Annotated in this window: 20 protein-coding genes; 2 read left to right on the top strand and 18 right to left on the bottom strand. The window is 27.4% G+C overall.

Annotated features, from left to right (window positions below):
* Position 1: 1 nt before the first annotated feature.
* The 8 genes from QMG30_RS13970 to QMG30_RS14005 all read right to left on the bottom strand — a co-directional run bounded on the left by QMG30_RS13970 (position 2) and on the right by QMG30_RS14005 (position 9,077).
* Positions 2-808 carry a Cof-type HAD-IIB family hydrolase gene (locus tag QMG30_RS13970; RefSeq protein ID WP_281816350.1) on the bottom strand — a complete coding sequence of 269 codons (807 nt, stop codon included), beginning with the start codon at positions 806-808 and terminating at the stop codon, positions 2-4.
* Complete coding sequence (locus QMG30_RS13975) at positions 805-1,095, bottom strand: YkuS family protein (protein WP_281816353.1); 291 nt, start codon at positions 1,093-1,095, stop codon at positions 805-807. The genes QMG30_RS13970 and QMG30_RS13975 overlap by 4 nt, the downstream gene beginning before the upstream one ends.
* 75 nt (positions 1,096-1,170) lie before the next feature.
* Positions 1,171-1,674, bottom strand: a complete 504-nt coding sequence (locus QMG30_RS13980) for a DUF4446 family protein (RefSeq protein WP_281816356.1) — start codon at positions 1,672-1,674, stop codon at positions 1,171-1,173.
* Positions 1,675-1,681: 7 nt separating this feature from the next.
* Positions 1,682-2,563, bottom strand: coding sequence for a ParB/RepB/Spo0J family partition protein (locus QMG30_RS13985; RefSeq protein ID WP_281816359.1), 882 nt, complete (start codon positions 2,561-2,563; stop codon positions 1,682-1,684).
* A 1-nt stretch (position 2,564) separates the two neighbouring features.
* Entirely contained in the window at positions 2,565-3,335 is a 771-nt protein-coding gene (locus QMG30_RS13990; protein ID WP_281816375.1) for a ParA family protein, read from the bottom strand.
* 1,868 nt (positions 3,336-5,203) lie between these two features.
* Positions 5,204-6,892, bottom strand: a complete 1,689-nt coding sequence (gene argS / locus QMG30_RS13995; protein ID WP_281816377.1) for an arginine--tRNA ligase — start codon at positions 6,890-6,892, stop codon at positions 5,204-5,206.
* A gap of 375 nt (positions 6,893-7,267) precedes the next feature.
* A complete protein-coding gene (locus tag QMG30_RS14000; RefSeq protein WP_281816380.1) occupies positions 7,268-7,918 on the bottom strand; it encodes a response regulator in 651 nt (216 codons plus the stop codon).
* On the bottom strand, positions 7,911-9,077 hold the full coding sequence (locus QMG30_RS14005; protein WP_281816383.1) for a sensor histidine kinase: 1,167 nt from the start codon (positions 9,075-9,077) through the stop codon (positions 7,911-7,913). Before QMG30_RS14005 ends, QMG30_RS14000 begins: the two co-directional genes overlap by 8 nt.
* Before the next feature lie 495 nt (positions 9,078-9,572).
* Here QMG30_RS14005 and QMG30_RS14010 point away from each other — a divergent pair, with 495 nt between their 5' ends.
* On the top strand, positions 9,573-10,514 hold the full coding sequence (locus tag QMG30_RS14010; RefSeq protein WP_281816385.1) for an alpha/beta fold hydrolase: 942 nt from the start codon (positions 9,573-9,575) through the stop codon (positions 10,512-10,514).
* 198 nt (positions 10,515-10,712) lie between these two features.
* On the opposite strand, the gene QMG30_RS14015 is transcribed toward QMG30_RS14010, so the two are convergent.
* The 10 genes from QMG30_RS14015 to rpmH form a co-directional block, all read right to left on the bottom strand.
* Entirely contained in the window at positions 10,713-11,168 is a 456-nt protein-coding gene (locus QMG30_RS14015) for a GNAT family N-acetyltransferase (RefSeq protein WP_281816387.1), read from the bottom strand.
* Between the two features lie 77 nt (positions 11,169-11,245).
* Complete coding sequence (gene noc, locus QMG30_RS14020; protein ID WP_281816430.1) at positions 11,246-12,040, bottom strand: nucleoid occlusion protein; 795 nt, start codon at positions 12,038-12,040, stop codon at positions 11,246-11,248.
* 270 nt (positions 12,041-12,310) lie between these two features.
* Complete coding sequence (gene rsmG / locus QMG30_RS14025; RefSeq protein ID WP_281816389.1) at positions 12,311-13,030, bottom strand: 16S rRNA (guanine(527)-N(7))-methyltransferase RsmG; 720 nt, start codon at positions 13,028-13,030, stop codon at positions 12,311-12,313.
* A 38-nt stretch (positions 13,031-13,068) separates the two neighbouring features.
* Positions 13,069-14,964, bottom strand: a complete 1,896-nt coding sequence (gene mnmG, locus QMG30_RS14030; protein WP_281816390.1) for a tRNA uridine-5-carboxymethylaminomethyl(34) synthesis enzyme MnmG — start codon at positions 14,962-14,964, stop codon at positions 13,069-13,071.
* Positions 14,965-15,013: 49 nt separating this feature from the next.
* Positions 15,014-16,396, bottom strand: a complete 1,383-nt coding sequence (gene mnmE / locus QMG30_RS14035; protein WP_281816393.1) for a tRNA uridine-5-carboxymethylaminomethyl(34) synthesis GTPase MnmE — start codon at positions 16,394-16,396, stop codon at positions 15,014-15,016.
* Between the two features lie 216 nt (positions 16,397-16,612).
* On the bottom strand, positions 16,613-17,239 hold the full coding sequence (gene jag / locus QMG30_RS14040) for an RNA-binding cell elongation regulator Jag/EloR (protein WP_281816395.1): 627 nt from the start codon (positions 17,237-17,239) through the stop codon (positions 16,613-16,615).
* A gap of 175 nt (positions 17,240-17,414) precedes the next feature.
* The gene (locus QMG30_RS14045; RefSeq protein ID WP_281816396.1) at positions 17,415-18,401 is read right to left on the bottom strand and encodes a YidC/Oxa1 family membrane protein insertase; all 987 of its coding nucleotides are present in this window, start codon (positions 18,399-18,401) and stop codon (positions 17,415-17,417) included.
* Positions 18,402-18,422: 21 nt separating this feature from the next.
* A complete protein-coding gene (yidD, locus tag QMG30_RS14050) occupies positions 18,423-18,641 on the bottom strand; it encodes a membrane protein insertion efficiency factor YidD (protein ID WP_281816397.1) in 219 nt (72 codons plus the stop codon).
* Between the two features lie 14 nt (positions 18,642-18,655).
* Positions 18,656-18,994, bottom strand: coding sequence for a ribonuclease P protein component (gene rnpA / locus QMG30_RS14055; RefSeq protein ID WP_281816399.1), 339 nt, complete (start codon positions 18,992-18,994; stop codon positions 18,656-18,658).
* A gap of 110 nt (positions 18,995-19,104) precedes the next feature.
* The gene (rpmH, locus tag QMG30_RS14060; protein WP_281816401.1) at positions 19,105-19,239 is read right to left on the bottom strand and encodes a 50S ribosomal protein L34; all 135 of its coding nucleotides are present in this window, start codon (positions 19,237-19,239) and stop codon (positions 19,105-19,107) included.
* A 694-nt stretch (positions 19,240-19,933) separates the two neighbouring features.
* On the opposite strand from rpmH, the gene dnaA reads away from it, so the two are divergent.
* On the top strand, positions 19,934-21,277 hold the full coding sequence (gene dnaA, locus QMG30_RS14065; RefSeq protein ID WP_281816404.1) for a chromosomal replication initiator protein DnaA: 1,344 nt from the start codon (positions 19,934-19,936) through the stop codon (positions 21,275-21,277).
* Positions 21,278-21,363 lie beyond the last annotated feature (86 nt).

A 21,363-nucleotide genomic window follows, 5' to 3' on the forward strand; every position in this document is an offset into this window, starting at 1 on the left:
ATTATTTATTCAAGATAAATTTATTTATTACTTCTGCAACTCCACTTTCGTTATTATTACATTTTGTTACATAATTCGCTATTTCTTTTATTTCCTTTCTAGCATTACAAATCGCTACTCCCATACCTGCATATTCAATCATATATTTATCATTGAAGCTATCCCCTATAGCTATTATTTCTTCTCGATTTATATGTAAATATTTAGAAAGATATTCTAATGCTACACCTTTATTGGCATTTTTATTTAAAACTTCCAAATATGTAGGTTTTGAAAAAAATACATTCACTTTATCATCATATAAATCTATAATATGTTTTTGCATTTTTTCAAGATGCTCTATATCATCATAATTAAATAATATTTTGATTGATTTATCATAATCTTTAAGATCCTCTACCACAGTAATAGGTATATTACTAAGTCCTCGGTATGCTTTTGTTCTAGGAGTAACTTGTTCAACTATAACACCATCTCTATTATAGAGTTGTATGTCAACTCCATACTCCCTACCAATATCAATTAGATTATGTATTATATCTGTAGGTACAGGTTCATAAAATATATTCTTTCCTTTTAAGTCATTGATGACTGCACCATTATATGATATATAATAATCATTATCATTTGCAATATCTAATTTTTTTATTATCTTTAATATAGAATTACTTGCTCTACCTGAACAAATAGTAATTATTATATCTTTTTTATTTGCTTCTTCCAGTGCTTTTACATTATCAGCTGATATAAGTAAATCATCTCCTAAGAGAGTGTCGTCCATATCTAGTACTAACATTTTGTATCTCAAAAAAAGCCCTCACTTTCAAACAAATTGCTATATTTTCTACTATTGATTATATCTTCTATTTCTGAATATGATTTGTTATTTGCATTTATCATCAATACATTATTTGTAATTGTTGAATTATACATATCGTTGTTAAAAATTTCATTATATAATCCTGTATATGAAGAACTAGAGTAAATATAAATATCATGAGGTTTTGTGGTAATACCACCATGAATTACCTTATATCCTCTATCTATTAAATAATTTTCAATATTTTCTAATCCTTCTTGAACTAATATGACCATTAGAACACCTCCTAGTAATAATAATAGTATTACCAAGAGTAATTAAAATATAATGATATTTTATAGTTATTAATTTTATTTATTGAAATTAATCGCATCTTCTAAAGCACTTTTTTCTTCATCCGAAAGTACTTTATTACTTTTGCCATTTACAATTTCTTTTATATATATATAACAACCTTCTCTACTGTGCATCCCATTCAATAATAAACCAGAATCATTTTGATTAAGTAATGCTAAAACAAAACTTAATTGTCCACCCATATTGTCAAAAGCATTATATTTAACAATAGCAGTTTTTTCTATAGATTGTTTAACATGCTTATCTAAATCTCTTATTTCGAGTTTTTGCTCTTTCAATGTATCTTTTAATTCTTTAATATTTTTTATATTATTTTGTAATACATCTTCAATATTAAAATCATCTTTGGTATTCATAAATTGGTAATACTTATTTTTCCATTTTTTTATTCTAATTGAATTAACTATTAATAATATTAATAATAATAATGTTATACCACTTATTACTAATATTATAACGCTAATGTTATTAGGAATATAATAATTTAACATCTCCATTTTGCAACTATCCTTCCTTAATTGAATTAATTAATTCAATTAATCTTTCTAACTCTTCATCAGAATAATACTCAATTTCTATTTTACCCTTTTTCTTGCTTTTTCTATTAATAGTTACCTTAGTTCCAAGAATTTCCTTAAACCTATCCTCTAAATCTCTATAAATGGTATTTATTGATTTTTCTTTTTCAGATTCTTTTTTAGGAGTCTTAGGGTTTAATATACTTTTGATCAATTTTTCTGTATCTCTAACACTTAATTTTTCATCAAATATTCTATTGGCAATATTATATTGAATTTCTCCATCCTTTATAGACAATAAAGCTCTTGCATGACCACTGGATATCATTTCATCAATAATCATTCTCTGAACTTTTTCATCTAAATTTAATAGTCTCATAGAATTTGCTATAGATGAACGACTTTTCGAAACTTTTTCGGCTACATCATCTTGTTTCAACTTGAAATCCGCAATTAATTTCTGGTATGCAAAAGCTTCTTCTATTGGATTAAGATTTTCTCTTTGAATATTTTCTATTAAAGATACTTCTAATCTTTCTCTATCAGTATATCCTTTTATAATTACAGGCACTTCCTTAATACCTGCTAATTTAGCCGCTCTCCACCTTCTTTCACCAGCTACAATTTCATAATATTTACCTTTTTTGATAACTATCAATGGCTGAATAATACCATATTGCTTAATTGATTCAGATAATTCTTGTAATAAATCTTCATCAAATTTTTTCCTTGGTTGTTTTTTATTAGGGCCAACTTCATTAATGTTTAATTTAAGTATACCTTTACTCTTAACTGTTATTTCTTCTTCAAGTTCATCTGATATCAGAGCAGATAAGCCTTTCCCCAATCCTCTTTTTGCAGCTGTCATATCATTCATCCTTCCTATTAATCACTTCATCTGCTAACAATCTATAACTTTCAGCACCTTTTGATTTAGAATCATATATATTAATTGGTTCCCCATGACTTGGCGCTTCTCCTAACCTAACATTTCGTGGAATTATAGTTTTATATATATTGGTTCTTTTTAGCTCTTTCTTTACTTCATCAACTACTTGTATTGAGAGATTAGTTCTTGCATCATACATGGTAAATACGACTCCTTCAATCTCTAGATTGGGATTAAGTCTCTTTTTCACTAAGTTTATTGTATACATAAGTTGAGATAATCCTTCTAAAGCAAAAAATTCACATTGTATAGGTACTAAAACTGTATCAGCTGTAGTTAGGGCATTTACTGTTAATGTACTTAATGATGGAGGACAATCGATTATTATGTAATCATATTTATCTCTTACTTCTTCTATATGTTTTTTAAGAATGAAACTGTTTTCATCAAGACCTATAAGTTCTATTTCTGCCCCTGCTAAATCTACATCAGCAGGTATTAGAGACATATTTTTGAACACATTTTTTATTATACATTTCTTTATAGGTGCTTGTCCTAAAAGCAATTCATATATGGTATATTTTAATTTTCTTTTGTCTATTCCCAAACCTCTAGTAGTGTTACCTTGGGGATCTATATCTATAGTTAATACTTTTTTCCCTTTTTCAGCTAGGCAAGAAGATAAATTTACAGATGTGGTTGTCTTTCCTACTCCACCTTTTTGATTAGCTATGGCTATTATTCTTCCCATTGTTATTCCCTTCTTTCAGCTATTGTTTTATTAATTATATCACATTAATTTTTCTAAATCTATTTATTTAAGGATATTTAGTTAAAATTTGGATAATAGGTATGTTTAAAATAATAAAATCTAAGTATTATGTATTATGAAGGTGTAGATTAATAGGTATTTTAAATTATATAGATTTATTATTAATGATATGTGTAATTATTTATATTTTTATGGGCTAACGGATGTATGTGATAGTATAAATAGTAAGTTTTACTTCGCCTTACTCCTAAAGGATCGGTCTTCGTAAAACTTACTATTTATACTTTTTTATTTATTTTTATTAGTTTTGATAGTTGTTGTTAATAGTTGTAGATTGTTATTTAAATCGTTATGGAATGTATGAAATAGCTTATAGTAACTTTTCTTTATATACTAACGGTGATATATGTGATTATTCATGTTTTTATGGGCTAACGGATGTATGTGATAGTATAAATAGTAAGTTTTACTTCGCCTTACTCCTAAAGGATCGGTCTTCGTAAAACTTACTATTTATACTTTTTTATGTCCTTTTTAATAGTTTTGATAGTTGTTGTTAGTAATTATGATTTATTATTTTAATTATTACCTAATGAGTAATAATTTTATATTGATTAACTTTTAATGAGTATTATATCAATCTATATATCTTTGTTAGGATAATATTAATACTTTTATATACTACTTTGTTAAATGACATTTCTATTATAGTTAATTATAGAAAACATCTATCAAAATGTTTCACGTGAAACATTTTGATAGATTATTCTATTAGAATTGTATTGTTCTAGATAATTTTTCTTTGTATATATAATAATTTATTGTTTTTTATATTACTATACTATCTTGCTTATCTACTCATATCTAATAATTATTATAGATTCTTTTAATATTATTTTATATATCAAGTACTTTTTTACAAATAATATGAGAAAAATTGGATGTAAATAAAGTAAAATATATAGTAATTTTTAATTTTATTTGCTATCACACTTATAATCAGTGTCTAAATATCCTTTTACTGAATAATAGAAATCCCACAAAATGTTTCACGTGAAACATTTTTATTCTATTTATCATTAATTATTTTATAATATAATTATTCTTAATGATATTTGTATATTAGATTCGTGTATCCATATCCTTATAATATATTCTCGATAATTAGTGGTTCATATTATGTATTCTAGTATTATATCTTTTGCAACTAGAACTATATATGTAATAATTTTTTGCATTTAATGTTAAGTAATATATATAGGTTAAAATTACTTACTTTTATGCTTTCTGTATTACAGTAATTTTATTATATAACTAAATATATCTATCCTATTAATGTTTTATCAAAATTATATCGTAATGTTTCACGTGAAACATTTTTATGTTTTATTTATATATCCTCTTCTATACTTCAATCTCTTCATAATCAACCTCCCCATATCTTATTAGTAATAAATAGTTGATTTTACGCAGTCCGATCCTTTAGGAGTAAGGCGTAGTAAAATTAACTATTTATTGCTTCCTCATCCTACCGTTCACTTTTCTCCATCTACCATATCCTTTCTCTTCCAACTTATATATATCATCTTATCAACTCTATTCTTTAATAATCAACCTCCCCATATCATACTAGTAATAAATAGTTGATTTTACGCAGTCCGATCCTTTAGGAGTAAGGCGTAGTAAAATTAACTATTTATTACTTTCTCATCCTACCGTTCACCTTTCTTACCCATATATCCTTCCTCTTTACTAACCTTATACCTAAAAAAATATATAAATACAAAAAAATAACCCACAAGCAAATAAAATATTCACTCACAGATTATTTCTCAAAAAATAAAATGCTACATTTGTTCTGGTGCCTTAATTCCTAACAATTTTAAAGCTTTTTTAATAATAACTCTAACTTCACTTACAAGTGACAACCTTGCATCTCTTAAATCCTTATCATCCGTAATAATAGGACAATTATGATAGAACCTATTAAAAGCTTGAGCCAAATCAACAACATACCTTGAAACAAAAGATGGTTCCAACTTCTCTGCTGCATCTGCAACTACACCTTGAAATCTTTGTAGAGTTTTAACAACATTAAACGCTAAATCATCAGTTAATAATTCATAATCAACCTTTTCATCACTATTACTATAATTAGCCTTCCTTAACACACTAGAAGCTCTAGCATAGGTATATTGAACATAAGGACCTGTTTCTCCTTCAAAATTCAGAACTTTATCCCAAGAAAATACTACATCTTTAATTCTATTATTATATAGGTCATTAAATAATATAGCACCAATACCAACAGTCTTAGCAACATTTTCCTTATCATCCAAGTCTGGATTTTTATCTTCTATTATTTTCTTTGTCTTCTCAATTGACTCATTCAATAATTCTTCAAGATATATAACTTTTCCTTTTCTTGTAGATAATTTTCCGGATTCCATACTAACTAATCCATATGGAACGTGAATCAATTTATCGTGCCATTCATATCCCATCTTATCAATCACTTTAAACCACTGAGCAAAATGTAGATTTTGGTCTAATGCTGTAACATAGATACACTTTTCAAAATCATATGTCTTTTTCCTATAAATAGCTGCAGTAATATCTCTTGTTGCATAAAGTGTACTTCCATCTTTTTTAGTAATTAGACAAGGTGGCATTTTGTCTTCTTCCAAATCAACTATCTTAGCACCTTCACTGATTTCAATTAATCCTTTATTTTCTAGCTCCTTAATAATTGCATCCATCTTATCATTATAAAAGCTTTCACCTGCAAATGAATCGAAATTTATATCAAGCATTTTATAAATTCTATTAAACTCTTTCAAACTGATATCTTTAAACCACTGCCATAGATCTAAAGCTTCTTTATCACCATTTTCCATTTTAGTGAACCAAGCTCTAGCTTCATCATCTAACTCTGGCTTATTCTCAGCTTCCTCATGAAATTTAACATATATCTTTGTTAGTTCATTGATACCATTTTTTTCTATTTCTTCTTTTGAACCCCATAATTTATATGCAACGATTAATTTTCCGAATTGAGTACCCCAATCACCTAGATGATTTATTCCAACACATTTATATCCTAGATGATCGTGAATATTATAGAGTGCATTTCCTATTATGGTAGTTCTAAGATGTCCTATATGAAATGGTTTTGCGATATTAGGTGAAGAATAATCCAAAACTATAGTTTTACCTTTACCGATATCTAATTTTTCGTCAAGTTTTTGATTAGTCAAAACACTTTCTACATATTTCTTTTTATTAACATAAAAATTGATATATGCTCCTATAATTTTTATATTAGAAAAATACTCTGATGGACCAATTTTTTCTCCTACTTCACTGGCTATCATATTTGGTGCTTTTCTGAAGATTTTTGCTAATTTGAAACAAGGAAAAGCAAAATCTCCCATTTCTGGATTAGAAGGAATTTCTATTAAATCATTAATTTCTTTTTCTGAAAGATCAACAATAACATTCTTAAGTATCTTAACAACAATCTTTTCAAACTCCATTTATTTAACTTCCTTTCTCAAAATATACTATACTCTTATAAAAGAGAAATTCATGACAATAAAGTATTACTTACAAGAATTAACAAAACGATAACAAATCATAAGAATCATAGTCTATTATTTGATATAACAAGATTTACTCTTATAAAACTTACTTATAAAAGTCAAAAAACAATTTAACTATTCTATTAAAAACTCCCGTCCACAAAGACGAGAGTACCATTAGTGAATTATAAAAATTATACATTAAATAAATCTTTTTGTCTAGTATTAAGAACCATTAACTTGGCTTCAATCCCTAATTTAGACTTGATTCATTAATTAAAATGAATGATGGTATCGCCATAAAAGTCTAAATTACAAATTGAAGAACTTCTAGAATATATCTACTATATTATTTTTTATCGCATATACAGCCGCTTGTGTCCTATCAGATACATTGATCTTTTTAAATATATTAGACACATGATTTTTTACAGTCTTTTCACTGATACATAAATTATGAGCGATTTCTTTATTTAACATACCTTCAGTAATAAGTTTAAGAACTTCAATCTCTCTTTTTGTTAACTTATTAAAGCCAACTTCTTTTTCTTCTCTTGTGTTGTTCATTCTTTTAAATAATAGAGATGCCATATTAGGCTGAATATAGGATTCACCATTATATATAGTTCTGATTGCTTTGATTAAAACATCAGATTCAGAATCTTTTAGAACATATCCTTGTACACCGATTTCAAATGCTTTATATAGATATTCTACTTCATTATGAATAGTTAATATTAGAGTTTTAGTTGGAATATTATTTTCGTTAAGATATTTTATAACCTCTAGTCCATTCATTCGTGGCATATTTATATCAAGCAATACAACATCTGGATTGCCTTCAATAATTTTTTTGATTGCTTCCGAACCATCTCCTGCTTGGTCTATAACTTCAATATCATCCTCTAATTCAATTAACTGTTTAAGACCCTCTCTAACCATTGAATGGTCGTCTGCGATAAGTATTTTAATGTTATTCATTAATATCCTCCTTGCTTTCCAAAATAGGTATCTTTACATATATTGTTGTGCCCATTCCCCTATTAGACTTCAACTTATATTCACCCATCAATAAGTTGGTTCTTTCTCTCATCATCGTGATACCAAACCCTCTATTATTTTCCATATTTAATTTTACATTATTTATATCAAAGCCATCACCATCATCATTTATTATCAATTCTATAAACTCAGACTTGTAAATCAGCTTAATATTTACATTACTCGCATTAGAATGTTTTTTAGCATTATTCAATGCTTCTTGAACAATTCTATATAAAGTTAAAGAAATAATAGAATTAACATTATCTTCCCCATTCACCACATCAAAGGTTACATCATAATTAACTTCGTTTCTTATCTTATCTATATATCTCTCCAAAGTAGGAACCAATCCCAAATCATCTAGTGCCATAGGCCTAAGATTATAGATCATTCTCCTAGTCTCATCAATAGTTGTTCTTATTATTGATTTTAGAGATTGAAGTTCTAACCTAGTTCTATCAATATCCTTATCTAATAATTTAATACATAGTTCAGTTTTAAGAATGAGATTGGATAAGTTTTGAGATGGTCCATCATGCATCTCTCTAGATATCCTTAATCTCTCTTCTTCTTGAGCTTTTATAACTTTTAGTCCCCATATTTCTTTAGTATACATATTGTTAACTTCATTATTAATTTCATTAAGCTCCCCAGATAAAATATCATAAGCAAAATCTAAATTATTGCTAACATAATCGGATTTCTCGGCTATTTGCCTAATTGTTTTGAGTTGATTTTCCAAATTATCTCTTTTATGAACTATATCCATTTCTTTTTCATATTCAAGTGATAACTTTTCTTTTATATCCTCGATTTCTTTATGGACTAATTCTACTTCTTCTTCATTATAGAGATTGATATTTCTATTTATGATCGATAATTTGGTTTTACCAAGATTTAACTTTTTCTCTAACGTTGCTACGTTATTTATGACATCATTAGCCTCATCTTTCAAAACAATAAATCTATCCTCTATTTCTATATATTTTTTCTTAATATAAGAACTTATTTCAAAAATTTCTTTATTTCTATTTTTTATGATTTCTTTAGTATCATCAATAATAGAATCTAATTTTTCCATCACATTTTTATACATTATTCTAACACCTACTGACAAAATATAACCTAAACTTTTAGTTATATTATTATATCATTAAAGTATATTATAATACAAGCAAATTACGGATAATAGTACTATCTTAGCAGTTAAAATATTATTGCAAATTGTAATATATATATCAAATAAATTTAGTAATATTTTACATAATACCTTTTTGATGTGTTATCTGACTATATTTTCTATTATATAACAATTTAAAATATTATTATTTTCAGTATATATTGTATTATAATTTTTAATCAAATACGTTTTTATAAATTCTAAATAATTCTATTGAATTTTTTTCTAAATTGCTACATAATAGATAGTAGACGTAATACCTATAAAATAATAATAAAAAAGTTCTATACTCTACCTTATGTATTTTTGTGGTATAATGAATTTGTTTAACACATAATAGTAAAAATAGGAAAATTTGTTTCTTGCTAACAATATTTCCTATTATATATAATAATAGAAAGGAGAAAGCAAGTGAAAAAACATACAAAAAATCTATTTTACTTTTTAATATCGTTAATCTCAATCTCGTTAATAAATAAAATAATATTTTTAACATCATCTATAAAAAATAATTTATTCTCATGCAATAGTTATTATTATGGGTGGAAGTTCGGTAAATTATTTTATACTGTTCAAGGTAAAGGAAAACCCATACTATTGATTCACAGTTTATTTATGGGAAGTTCTGATTACGAATTTAAAAAATTAGTTAAAAACCTATCATCAAATCATACTGTGTACACAATAGATTTAATTGGATATGGTAGATCCGACAAACCTAAAATAACTTATACAGCTTTTTTATATGTTCAATTGATATCTGATTTTATTAATGAAGTCATAAAAGAGAAAACAGATGTGATTGCTTCTTCTTCTAGTTCATCATTTGTTACTATGGCTTGTTACCAAAATCCTAATATATTTAACAAACTATTATTTATTAACCCTGTTAATATTATGTTCCTTCAAAAAAATCCTAATAAGAGGGATAAATTATTAAAATATGTTTTAGAAACTCCAATACTAGGTACAACTATATATAATATTGCGTGTTCTAAATATATAATAGGAACTAACCTTAAAAAAAGATTATTCTTTAATAAAAAACTAGTAAAGAATAAATATATTAATGTTTATAATGAAGCTTCACATCTTCAAGGTTCTAACAATAAATACTTGTATGCATCGAAATCATGTAAATATTTAAATGTGTCCATAAATGCTGCAATAGAAAATATCAACAATAGTATCTATATACTACTTGGTGATAACAATAACTCTGAAGATATAATAAACAGCTATATTACACTTAATCCGGCTATAGAATACTCTTATGTACATGATTCAAAACTGCTACCTCATTTAGAAAAACCTGGGGATATAATTGACATTTGCAATATATATTTCAATTGACCATAAATACTATTAATTAATATCCAATAGATATTAATTAATAGTATAATCTCAGAAAATAATAACACTAAAACATTTATTGCCTCCTTTAAAATTAAGGAGGCAATTTTTAATAAATCAATATATCATGAAGCTAAATTTCTACATAATTATATTTTTAATATATATTTAAACTTTACATTAAATTATTTCTTCAAACTATTTACAATTACATTTTTTCTTCATTTTACCCTTTTCAAGTTTCATATTGAGATGACTAATATCTGCTTCTGAATAAACTTCTCCATATTCGACAAATCCAATCTTTTTATAAAAAGGAACTGCTTTTAATTGTGAGTGAACTTCTATATAATCAGCTCCACTATCAAAAGCTTTCTGTATAAGCATTTTAACAACTAGATCTCCATAATTATTACCTCTTTTATTCTTAAGCACAGCTATCCTACCTATAAGATAAATACCATCCTTAAAAATCAATCTGCCTGTCCCTACAGGACTTTTATCCTCGTATACAACGACGTGTATAGCTTCCTCATCAATCCCGTCAAAAACTATGTTATAATCAATATTTTGCTCATTTACAAAAACTTCATCTCTAACAAATAGAGCATCCTTTATATCTTTATCACCGTTTATGTATACACCAGTAATCATAGCACACTACCCTTTCAATAATAACTATCACTAAAACATATCTATTTAACATATATGATATCCATGAAAATTAATATCTAATTCATAGGTATTACAATATTTATCTTATATGAATCGTCAACTTCTTTAACTTCATAATCAATTTCTATACCTGAACTTTCCATCATATCAACCGCTTGCTTAATAGTATTAGTAAATATTCTAATATCCTTAAGATATCTTTTGACCTTTGCCTTATCCTTCTTATTCACTTGTTCAATTAATCTATTTAATGTTCGATCAATTAACTCTTCAGTTTTCTTAACGTTCAAAGATTGTTCAACTACTTTATTAAGAATACTAAGTTGTAATTCTTCATCAGGCAACTTTAATAAGGCTCTAGCATGTCTTTCTGATAAACTATTATCTAATAAAACTTTTTTAACATTATTACTTAACCTTAATAATCTCAACTTGTTAGCTATAGTGGATTGACTTTTTCCAACTTGTTTAGCAACCTCATCCTGTGTAAGATCATAATCATTAATTAGGTTATAATAACCTTCAGCTTCTTCAATATAATTAAGATTTTCTCTTTGTAAATTCTCAATAAGTGCTATAACTGCACTATCTTTATCATTTACATCAATTATAATTGCAGGAATCTCAGTAAGGCCTGCAATCTTACTTGCTCTTAATCTTCTTTCACCAGCTATTAATTCATAATATTCATCATTAATCCTTCTAACACTAACTGGCTGCATAATTCCAAATTCCTTAATTGAATTAGCTAATTCATCTAACATTAATTTATCAAAAACTCTTCTAGGCTGATATGGATTAGGTCTAATATTATTAACAGAAATAAAAGTTACATTATATTCATTAATCATACTCAAAACTATTCCTCTCTTCTTTAGTTAATTTATTTATATTAAGATGCATATTAACATCTTAGGAATCAAGAGCTATTATAATTTTGATTTTATAACTTACTAAATTTTTTATAAATTTTTATAATCAACTAAAATATATACTTAAGACTTAATTAAATTATATCTTGATTAATTGATAACCAATGATTATTGTTTAATCTTATTATTACTCTATTATATTATATCAAAAATAACAGCAAAATCAAAATTATTTCCTTGGAAATATAATTATCTTAATGGACTTTTTTTAGGTTTACCTGCTTTTCTAGGATACTTGTTTGGGGTATTTTTCACTTTTTTAATAACTACAAATGTTCTTTCTATATCCAAAAAAGGAACTTCAACATTCTTTATTTTCTCTAAACAAGCTCCTAATTTTTCCATAGCCCCTTTTGAACTATAAATTTCTTCTTGCGATTTATTAGACTTATATGATATAAAATAACCCCCATGCCTAACAAATGGTATACAGTATTCACTAAGAATTGATAAATCAGCAACTGCTCTAGAAACACATAAATCGAATTGTTCTCTATATAAATCAGTATTACCTAAATCTTCAGCTCTTGAATGAATACATTGTATATCTTCAAGAGATAATTCGTCTATTACTTCCAATAAAAAATTTATACGTTTATTTAGAGAATCAACCAAAGTTACTTTTAGATTAGGAAAAACAATCTTTAATGGAATACCTGGAAATCCAGCACCTGTACCTAAGTCAATTAGGCTATTACATATATTTAGATCAATAACCTCTTTGATAGCAATACTATCTAAGAAATGTTTCAGAATTACTTCTTGTTCATCTATAATAGATGTTAAATTAATTTTCTTATTCCATTTAATCAACATTTCATAATACTTATTGAACTGCTTAACCTGTATATCTGTTAACTTATATCCTAACTTTTCTGCACCTTCTATTAATAAATGGTTGTATATCATTTTATCATCCTAACCTTTACAAAAATTGTATACCTCTTTTAATCCTGCTTATTATAATTTCTTCTTAACTGTTCTAGATATACCAACAATACAGATATATCTGCTGGTGATACACCTGATATACGGGAAGCTTGACCTATGGATCTAGGCTTAACACTATTTAGCTTTTGCATAGCTTCTATTCTTAACCCTTTTATCTGCTCATAATTCAAATCATTAGGTAAATATTTTTTCTCCAATTTTTTAAATTGAGCTACCTGTTTTTGCTGACGACTTATATATCCTTCATATTTCAAAGAGATATTAACTTGTTCAATAATATCGTCATCAAAATCTTTTCTATCTTTATCGATTTCTTTTAGAATAACATAATTAAGTTCTGGTCTCCTTAGAAGTTCAGCCAAAGTACTTCCTGAACGTAATACAGAACTATTATATTTTTCTAAGAAACTGTTTACTTGATTATTAGCACCAACTGTAGTACTTTTTAATCTATCAATTTCTTCGTTTATCTTCTTTTCTTTTTCCAATACACAATTATGTCTTTCATCTGAAATCAAACCAACTCTATGTCCGATTGCAGATAATCTCAGGTCTGCATTGTCTTGTCTAAGAAGTAATCTATATTCTGCTCTTGATGTCATCATACGATAAGGTTCATTAGTCCCTTTAGTAACCAAATCATCAATGAGAACACCTATATACGCATCAGATCTATCTAATACTATCTGTTCTTTTTCCAGTATTTTCATACTTGCATTTATTCCAGCAATAAGTCCTTGAGCTGCTGCTTCTTCATAACCAGAGCTACCATTAAATTGTCCTGCACTATATAATCCAGATATTTTTTTGAACTCAAGAGTAGGCTTTAATTGTAAAGGATTAATACAATCATATTCAATGGCATAACCAGGCCTCATAATAGAACATTTTTCTAGACCAGGTAGAGTCCTTAACATATCTCTCTGAACATCTTCAGGAAGAGAACTAGACATACCTTGTACATACATTTCATTAGTATACTCCCCTTCTGGTTCTAGAAATACCTGATGCCTTTCTTTATCTTGAAATCTTACTACTTTATCTTCTATTGATGGGCAATATCTTGGTCCAGTACCTTCAATTACACCACTATATAGAGGAGATCTATCCAGATTTTTCTTAATGATATTATGAGTATTAGCATTAGTATAGGTTAACCAACAAGATATCTGGTCTCTCTTAATACCTTCCTCAGTATTCAGAAATGAAAAAGGTACTATTTTCTCATCACCTTTTTGTTCCTCCATTTTTTTAAAATCCACTGTACTCTTATCAATTCTTGATGGAGTTCCTGTTTTGAATCTATACATCTCTATTCCTATATCCATTAAGCTATCAGTAAGATGATTAGCTGAAAGAAGTCCATTAGGTCCACTATTGATACTAACTTCTCCATATATGCAACGCGCCTTTAAGTAAGTTCCACTTGCTATAATAGCTGTTTTACAATTATATACTGCACCTGAAATCGTCTTTACTCCTATTATCCTATTATCTTCAACAATTATATCCGTTACTTCACTTTGTTTAATTATTAAGTTAGGAGTATTTTCTAGAACGATTTTCATTTCTTTTGAATAAGTAAATTTATCTGCTTGAGCCCTGAGTGAATGAACAGCAGGACCTTTACCAGTATTCAACATTCTTGATTGTAAATATGTCTTATCTATATTTTTCCCCATTTCACCACCTAGAGCATCTATTTCACGTACTAAATGTCCTTTTGATGTTCCTCCTATACTAGGATTACATGGCATCATGGCTATACTATCTAAACTTACAGAAAATATAACTGTATTAAGTCCTAATCTGGCAGCCGCTAGAGCAGCTTCACATCCAGCATGTCCAGCACCAATTACAGCTACATCATAATTTCCTTCAATATAACTCATACGCATTAACTCCTTCTACATTAACTAGTAGTATATAATTAAAATTCAACTATTTTCCTAAACAGAACTGGCTAAAAATCTGACTGATAATATCTTCATTTACACTATCACCTGTTATTTCACCTAAATAATCATAGCTATTCTTTATATCAATAGACCAGCAATCTTCTGGCATACCAACTTCAATTGAATTATTTACAGCATCAAGGCTATCTATTGCATTCTCAAGAGATAGTTTATGTCTAACATTTGTTATATATAAATTATCATTAAAATCAATATCTCCAATTAAAAACATATCTTTTATAGCTTTTTCAATATCATCTAAGCCTTTTCTATTAATCAATGATGTAGATATCACCTTAGTGTTTTCAACTTCCTTATTAACTAATTCTTCAGTTATTTTAACAGGAAGATCAATTTTGTTCAATAAGATAATAGTTTTTTTATCTTTTATAAGATTAAAAATATATTGATCCTCTTCAGTCAATTCAGTTGACGCATCGATTATCATTATAATCAAATCTGCTTTTTCTACTAATTCTTTTGATTTATTAACACCTATTTTTTCAACTATATCTTCTGTTTTTCTAATACCTGCTGTATCAACAATCCTTAATGGGACACCTTTTATATTCATGTATTCTTCTAATACATCTCTGGTTGTTCCTGCCACATCTGTAACTATGGCTCTATCTTCATTAAGTAAAGCATTCATAAGTGATGATTTTCCAACATTTGGTTTACCAACGATGACAGTCTTAATTCCTTCTCTAATGATTTTACCGTCATCAACAGAATTTAATAACTTTTCGATTCTTTTTTTAATTGTCCCTAGATTATTTTTAACCAAATCTTCACTTAACTCATCATAATCATATTCTGGATAGTCTATAGATGCTTCTATATGGGCTATTAATTCTAACAACTTACTCCTAATGCTTTTTATTTCCCTGTAGATATTCCCTTTCAACTGACTTACTGAACTCTCTAGAGATAAATTGGTTTTTGCATTAATAATATCAATTACTGCCTCAGCACTAGATAAATCCATTCTTCCATTTAAAAAAGCTCTCTTTGTAAATTCTCCTGGCTCAGCTAATCTAGCTCCGTTTTCCAAAACTAGATGTAGTATTTTCTGCATTACTATAACTCCACCATGGCAATTGATTTCAATAATATTTTCCTTAGTGTAAGTATTGGGTTCCTTCATGACAGAAACAAGAACTTCATCAATAATTTGATTATTCTTAGGATCAACAATATTACCATAATGGATAGTATGAGTTTTTTGATCTACTAATTTCCTATTCTTTTTGGAAACAAATATTTTGTCACCAACATTAATAGCATCTTCTCCACTTATTCTGATTATTCCAATTCCAGAAGCAGATAAAGAAGTGGAAATAGCTGCTATTGTATTATTCAACATAACAAAACTCCTTCTAAACTATATATTAATATTAATGAGAACAAAAGAGGCTATGCCTCATTCCTCAAAGCGGATTTGTCCGTTAGGAAAGTTTCCTTAGCTCATATGAAAACGTCCTATTTCATATGCTTAAAAATAGACTTTCCTATAAGATTAAAAAACCCATGCTCGTAAGCTTGGGTCTTCATAAAGACGGGAGCTTAGGCCCCCTTTTTATTACTTTTTAAAATTAGGTGTTATTACAACTTTTCTATATGGTTCTTCTCCCTCACTATGAGTTTCTACATACTTATCATTCTGCAATGTAGAATGAATTATTCGTCTTTCATAAGGATTCATCGGCTCTAGACTAAATTTTTTATTAGTTTTTCTAACTTTGTAAGATAAATTCTTTGCTAAGTTTTCAAGAGTCTCTTTTCTTCTTTCACGATAATTTTCCGTATCCAGTTTAACTCTAACATATTTATCTGATTCCTTATTAACAACCAAGCTTACCAGATATTGTAGGGAATCTAGTGTCTGTCCTCTTTTACCAATTAATACACCCATACTTGGACCGCTTAACTCTATATCAAGATTCTGCTCTTTAAGTTCTGCTACTATAGTAACCTTCAAATCCATGACTCTAAATATATTTTCTAAAAAATCTGTAGCCACATCAGATAGATTTATTTTTTTAGTAACTTTTACTTTAGCCATTTTTGAACTAAAAAAACCAAGCAAACCAGTTGCACCTTTATCAATTACTTCAATATTAACTTTATCACTCGTAGTCCCCAATTCGATTAATGCTTCTGTTATAGCATCATTAACGGTTTTTCCTGTCTTTTCAACAAAATTCATTTTAGAACTTTCCTCCTTAAATTTTATATATTCAACTTTTCCAATACGATTCTTAAACTTTTCTCTTAGCTAATATTAAAAGTTGTATATATAATAACGCTTAACTAATCATTTTATTACATTACAAACTATAGTGAGTTCTATTTTGTTTTAATGATTATGTGAAATTATTTAGTTATTTTTTAATGTCTTTTTTGAGATGTTTGTTTAATATTATTTGTTGTACTAATTGGAAAGCACTACTTGTCAACCAATAAAGACCTAAACCAGCTGGCATACTAACAACGAAGAATACTGTAATAAGAGGCATAGTATACATCATAGCCTTATTTGTAGTAGCTTGTTTTTCATCCATGTTTTTATTATTCATACTCATAGTAGTTTTGGATACTAGAAACTGAACAACAACATTAAGTACTGGTATTAATAAACCAATTGACATTAAATTAGGATTATCCGCTAAATTAATACCTAAGAAATAGTTAACATCATTTAATTGTCTAACTAATGGAGCTATTTGATCTCCAACAGTTGAAGAAACAGAATTAAAATAGTCAACAAATTCATTAAATTTGGTTGAAGTAAAAGTACTCATTAAGTCTATAACTTGATTGTTGTTAGTTACATCAAAATTTTTGATTGGCATTTTACTAGCATCATTCAAGCTTGTTAAATAAGTAGCATGGTCTGCAACATTTCTTATACTTGCTATAATACTAAGATAAATTCCTTTGATACTCATAATATATGCTGGTATTTTACGAAGAACTGCAAATAATGACATGATAATGGGAAATTGAATTAAAAGAGGTAAACATCCACCAAAAGGACTTACGTTATGCTCTTGATATAATTGACTCATTTCCATTCTCATTTTATTTTGTGATTCAACATCTTTTTTATTTTTATACTTGTCCTGAATTTTCTTTAATTTAGGTTGTATTTCTTGCATACCTATCATTGATTTCTGTTGTTTAAAAGCTAGAGGTAACATTAATAATCTAACAATGATAGTAAATAATATGATACTGATACCTAAATTATTAATGCCTATTTTACTGAATAAATTATATATAGCATCCATAATAGCACCAAAAATCTTGGCTATCGGACCTGTTATAAATGAACTGCTCTGTGTTAGAACAACAATATTCGATAACATTAAATTAGTTCCTCCTATATTTTATGGTACTGGGTCATATCCACCTTTATGAAATGGATGACATCTTAAGATTCTTTTGATACTTAACCAAGCTCCTTTTAGAAATCCATACTTAACTATAGCTTCATACGCATACTTTGAACAAGTAGGTGTATAAATACACGTTGGTCTTTTTAAAGGAGAAATAAATTTTCTGTAAAAAATTATAATTTTTAATGAAACATATTTAAAGACATTCATGGTATATCACTCTTTTATTTTTCTAATAGATTATGTTTTCTCAACAAGTTGATTAATGATTTCTCTATATCTTTAAAATTTGCGTTCGATGAATTGACTCTTCCTATAACAACAATATCATATCCAGTTTTTATTCTGTTCTCATTAAGCCTATAATTCTCTTTAACCAATCTAGTGACCCTATGTCTAACTACACTGTTCCCAACTTTTTTACTTACCGAGATTCCTAACCGATTAATAGAATCTCCACTACTATAAATATACATAACTAAATAGTTATTTGCAAGGGATTTTCCCTTGTTAAAAACAATTTTGAAATCTTTTCTTTTTCCTAACGATTCTGTTCTATTCATACCCAAAAACTACCTCCTATAAATATGAAAGGATTAAATTTTATTAAACCTTTGACGATCGTTATAGTATTTGAATTGGAGGATAGTATAAAAGGCCACAAAATGAGGCCTTAAGCTGACAATTTTTTTCTACCTTTTGCTCTTCTTCTTGCTAAAACGCATCTTCCGCTTTTAGAACTCATTCTTTTTCTGAAACCATGTTCTCTGCTTCTTTGTTTCGTTTTAGGTTGGTATGTCATTTTCATTAAAAGCACCTCCTTCAATATTCCATATTATATAATTATATTATTGTATTAAATAACATGTACTAGTTATTGATAACATATCCATTAACAAAATACATATGATTTACTTAGTACCAAATTTAAATATTAATGCTTAGTAGTTGTTTTTACATAAAAGCACTATTCTAATTATATTAAAAAACTAACTTCTAGTCAAGAAAAAAATAATGATGAAAGATTAAAGTATTGGAAACTCCAGTAATTAAAATTTTTTATCCACAATTTTTTATGTTTTTTTCCACGTTTTGTGGATAATTTGTTAAAAACTATTTATCCACAATCGCTCTCAGAATTGTGGATAAGTCTACATTTTTTTTATTATTAACAAATATTTACATTTAATTTATTTGTAATATTTATGCACAATAAGAACTATTAACAGCCTGTACATTATTTTAATTAACATACTGTGGATAAAAAAGCATCAAACCAAGTTATCCACAGTATCAACAGCTATATAAACAATCTTATCCACAAATTTTATCCACACATCCACATAATTTAATTGAAAATTAGTCCTTTATAGAGTAATATATACTGTAGATAGTTAGAATTAGAATGAATAAGTATGTTCATTTTACGGTATATTTTTATTATTATGATTGAATCGTTAATACTGGAAATATACCTCGAATAATGCAAAGGAGGATATATGATGAGTCATTCCGTTATTGAAAAATGGGACAAAATTCAAGCGTTACTTAGGGATGAATCAGATATTTCAAAAATATCTTATAAAACTTTTCTAGAAAATCTGGAGCCTATTAGAGTACAAGATAATACAATCATAATAAAAACAGATGATGAAATCGGTCGTGATTATATAGAGAGAAAATATAGTAAATCAATCATAATCGCAATTAGAGAAATAGTAGGTGAAATATACAATATTAAATTTATGCTACCTAGTGAGATAGCTAAAGAAAAGAAAAAAGTATCCAATAAAAAAATACCTACTAATAATAATAATGAATATAATGGCCTGAATTCTAGATATACATTTGATACGTTTGTTGTTGGTAACAATAACAAACTAGCTCATGCTGCCGCTTTAGCAGTTGCTGAATCACCAGCAGAAGCATATAATCCTCTTTTTATATATGGTGGTGTTGGATTGGGGAAAACTCACTTGATGCATTCTATAGCCCACTTTATACTTTCAGAAAATAGTGAATCAAAAGTATTATATGTGTCTTCTGAAAAATTCACTAATGAATTAATAAAATCAATCAGAGATGATAAAAATGAAGAATTCAGACAAAAGTATCGAAATATAGATGTTCTATTAGTGGATGATATCCAGTTTATAGCAGGAAAAGAAAGAACACAAGAAGAATTTTTCCATACATTCAATACTTTATATGAAGCTAAAAAACAGATAATAATCTCAAGTGATCGCCCGCCAAAAGAAATTGAAACATTAGAAGAAAGGTTGAGATCCAGATTTGAATGGGGTTTAATAGCCGATATACAACCACCTGATTTTGAAACAAGAATGGCTATATTACAAAAAAGAGCTGAAATGGAACATCTTAATTTACCAAATGATGTTATTCAATATGTTGCAACTAACATAAAATCTAACATTAGAGAATTAGAAGGTGGCATCAATAAAATAATAGCATATTCAACGCTAGTACATAAAGACCTTACGAAAGAATTAGCAGAAGATGCACTAAAAGATTTGATAACACCTGAAAAGGATAAAGAAATTACACCTCAATTCATATTGGAAATCGTAGCAGAACATTATAACATTAACCCTGCTGATATAGTCTCTAAGAAGAGACCTAGAGAAATAGCTTATCCAAGACAAATAGTTATGTATCTATCAAGGACGTTAACAGACTTATCCCTTCCTAAGATAGGACAAATACTTGGAAAACGTGACCATACAACAATAATACACGGTTACGAAAAAATTAGTAAAGATATTCAAAAAGATAGTGCATTCAAAAATACTATTGAAATATTAACGAAAAAGATAACTGGGAAATAGAAGCTACATTTAATAAATTATAATGTACTTACAAATAAGATGAATAATGTAGGAATTATTGATAAATTCAACTTATAAACTAATGC

The sequence above is a fragment of the Vallitalea longa genome (assembly GCF_027923465.1).
GTDB classification, from domain to species: Bacteria; Bacillota; Clostridia; order Lachnospirales; family Vallitaleaceae; genus Vallitalea; species Vallitalea longa.

Coding starts and splice junctions, on each gene's coding strand:
- mnmE (WP_281816393.1), bottom strand. CDS start 16,396: ATGTTGAATAATACAATAGCAGCTATTTCCACTTCTTTATCTGCTTCT.
- mnmG (WP_281816390.1), bottom strand. CDS start 14,964: ATGAGTTATATTGAAGGAAATTATGATGTAGCTGTAATTGGTGCTGGA.
- QMG30_RS13980 (WP_281816356.1), bottom strand. CDS start 1,674: ATGGAGATGTTAAATTATTATATTCCTAATAACATTAGCGTTATAATA.
- QMG30_RS14000 (WP_281816380.1), bottom strand. CDS start 7,918: ATGAATAACATTAAAATACTTATCGCAGACGACCATTCAATGGTTAGA.
- dnaA (WP_281816404.1), top strand. CDS start 19,934: ATGAGTCATTCCGTTATTGAAAAATGGGACAAAATTCAAGCGTTACTT.
- QMG30_RS14045 (WP_281816396.1), bottom strand. CDS start 18,401: ATGTTATCGAATATTGTTGTTCTAACACAGAGCAGTTCATTTATAACA.
- QMG30_RS14005 (WP_281816383.1), bottom strand. CDS start 9,077: ATGTATAAAAATGTGATGGAAAAATTAGATTCTATTATTGATGATACT.
- noc (WP_281816430.1), bottom strand. CDS start 12,040: ATGATTAATGAATATAATGTAACTTTTATTTCTGTTAATAATATTAGA.
- rpmH (WP_281816401.1), bottom strand. CDS start 19,239: ATGAAAATGACATACCAACCTAAAACGAAACAAAGAAGCAGAGAACAT.
- rsmG (WP_281816389.1), bottom strand. CDS start 13,030: ATGATATACAACCATTTATTAATAGAAGGTGCAGAAAAGTTAGGATAT.
- yidD (WP_281816397.1), bottom strand. CDS start 18,641: ATGAATGTCTTTAAATATGTTTCATTAAAAATTATAATTTTTTACAGA.
- QMG30_RS13985 (WP_281816359.1), bottom strand. CDS start 2,563: ATGACAGCTGCAAAAAGAGGATTGGGGAAAGGCTTATCTGCTCTGATA.
- rnpA (WP_281816399.1), bottom strand. CDS start 18,994: ATGAATAGAACAGAATCGTTAGGAAAAAGAAAAGATTTCAAAATTGTT.
- QMG30_RS13990 (WP_281816375.1), bottom strand. CDS start 3,335: ATGGGAAGAATAATAGCCATAGCTAATCAAAAAGGTGGAGTAGGAAAG.
- jag (WP_281816395.1), bottom strand. CDS start 17,239: ATGAATTTTGTTGAAAAGACAGGAAAAACCGTTAATGATGCTATAACA.
- QMG30_RS14015 (WP_281816387.1), bottom strand. CDS start 11,168: ATGATTACTGGTGTATACATAAACGGTGATAAAGATATAAAGGATGCT.
- argS (WP_281816377.1), bottom strand. CDS start 6,892: ATGGAGTTTGAAAAGATTGTTGTTAAGATACTTAAGAATGTTATTGTT.
- QMG30_RS13975 (WP_281816353.1), bottom strand. CDS start 1,095: ATGGTCATATTAGTTCAAGAAGGATTAGAAAATATTGAAAATTATTTA.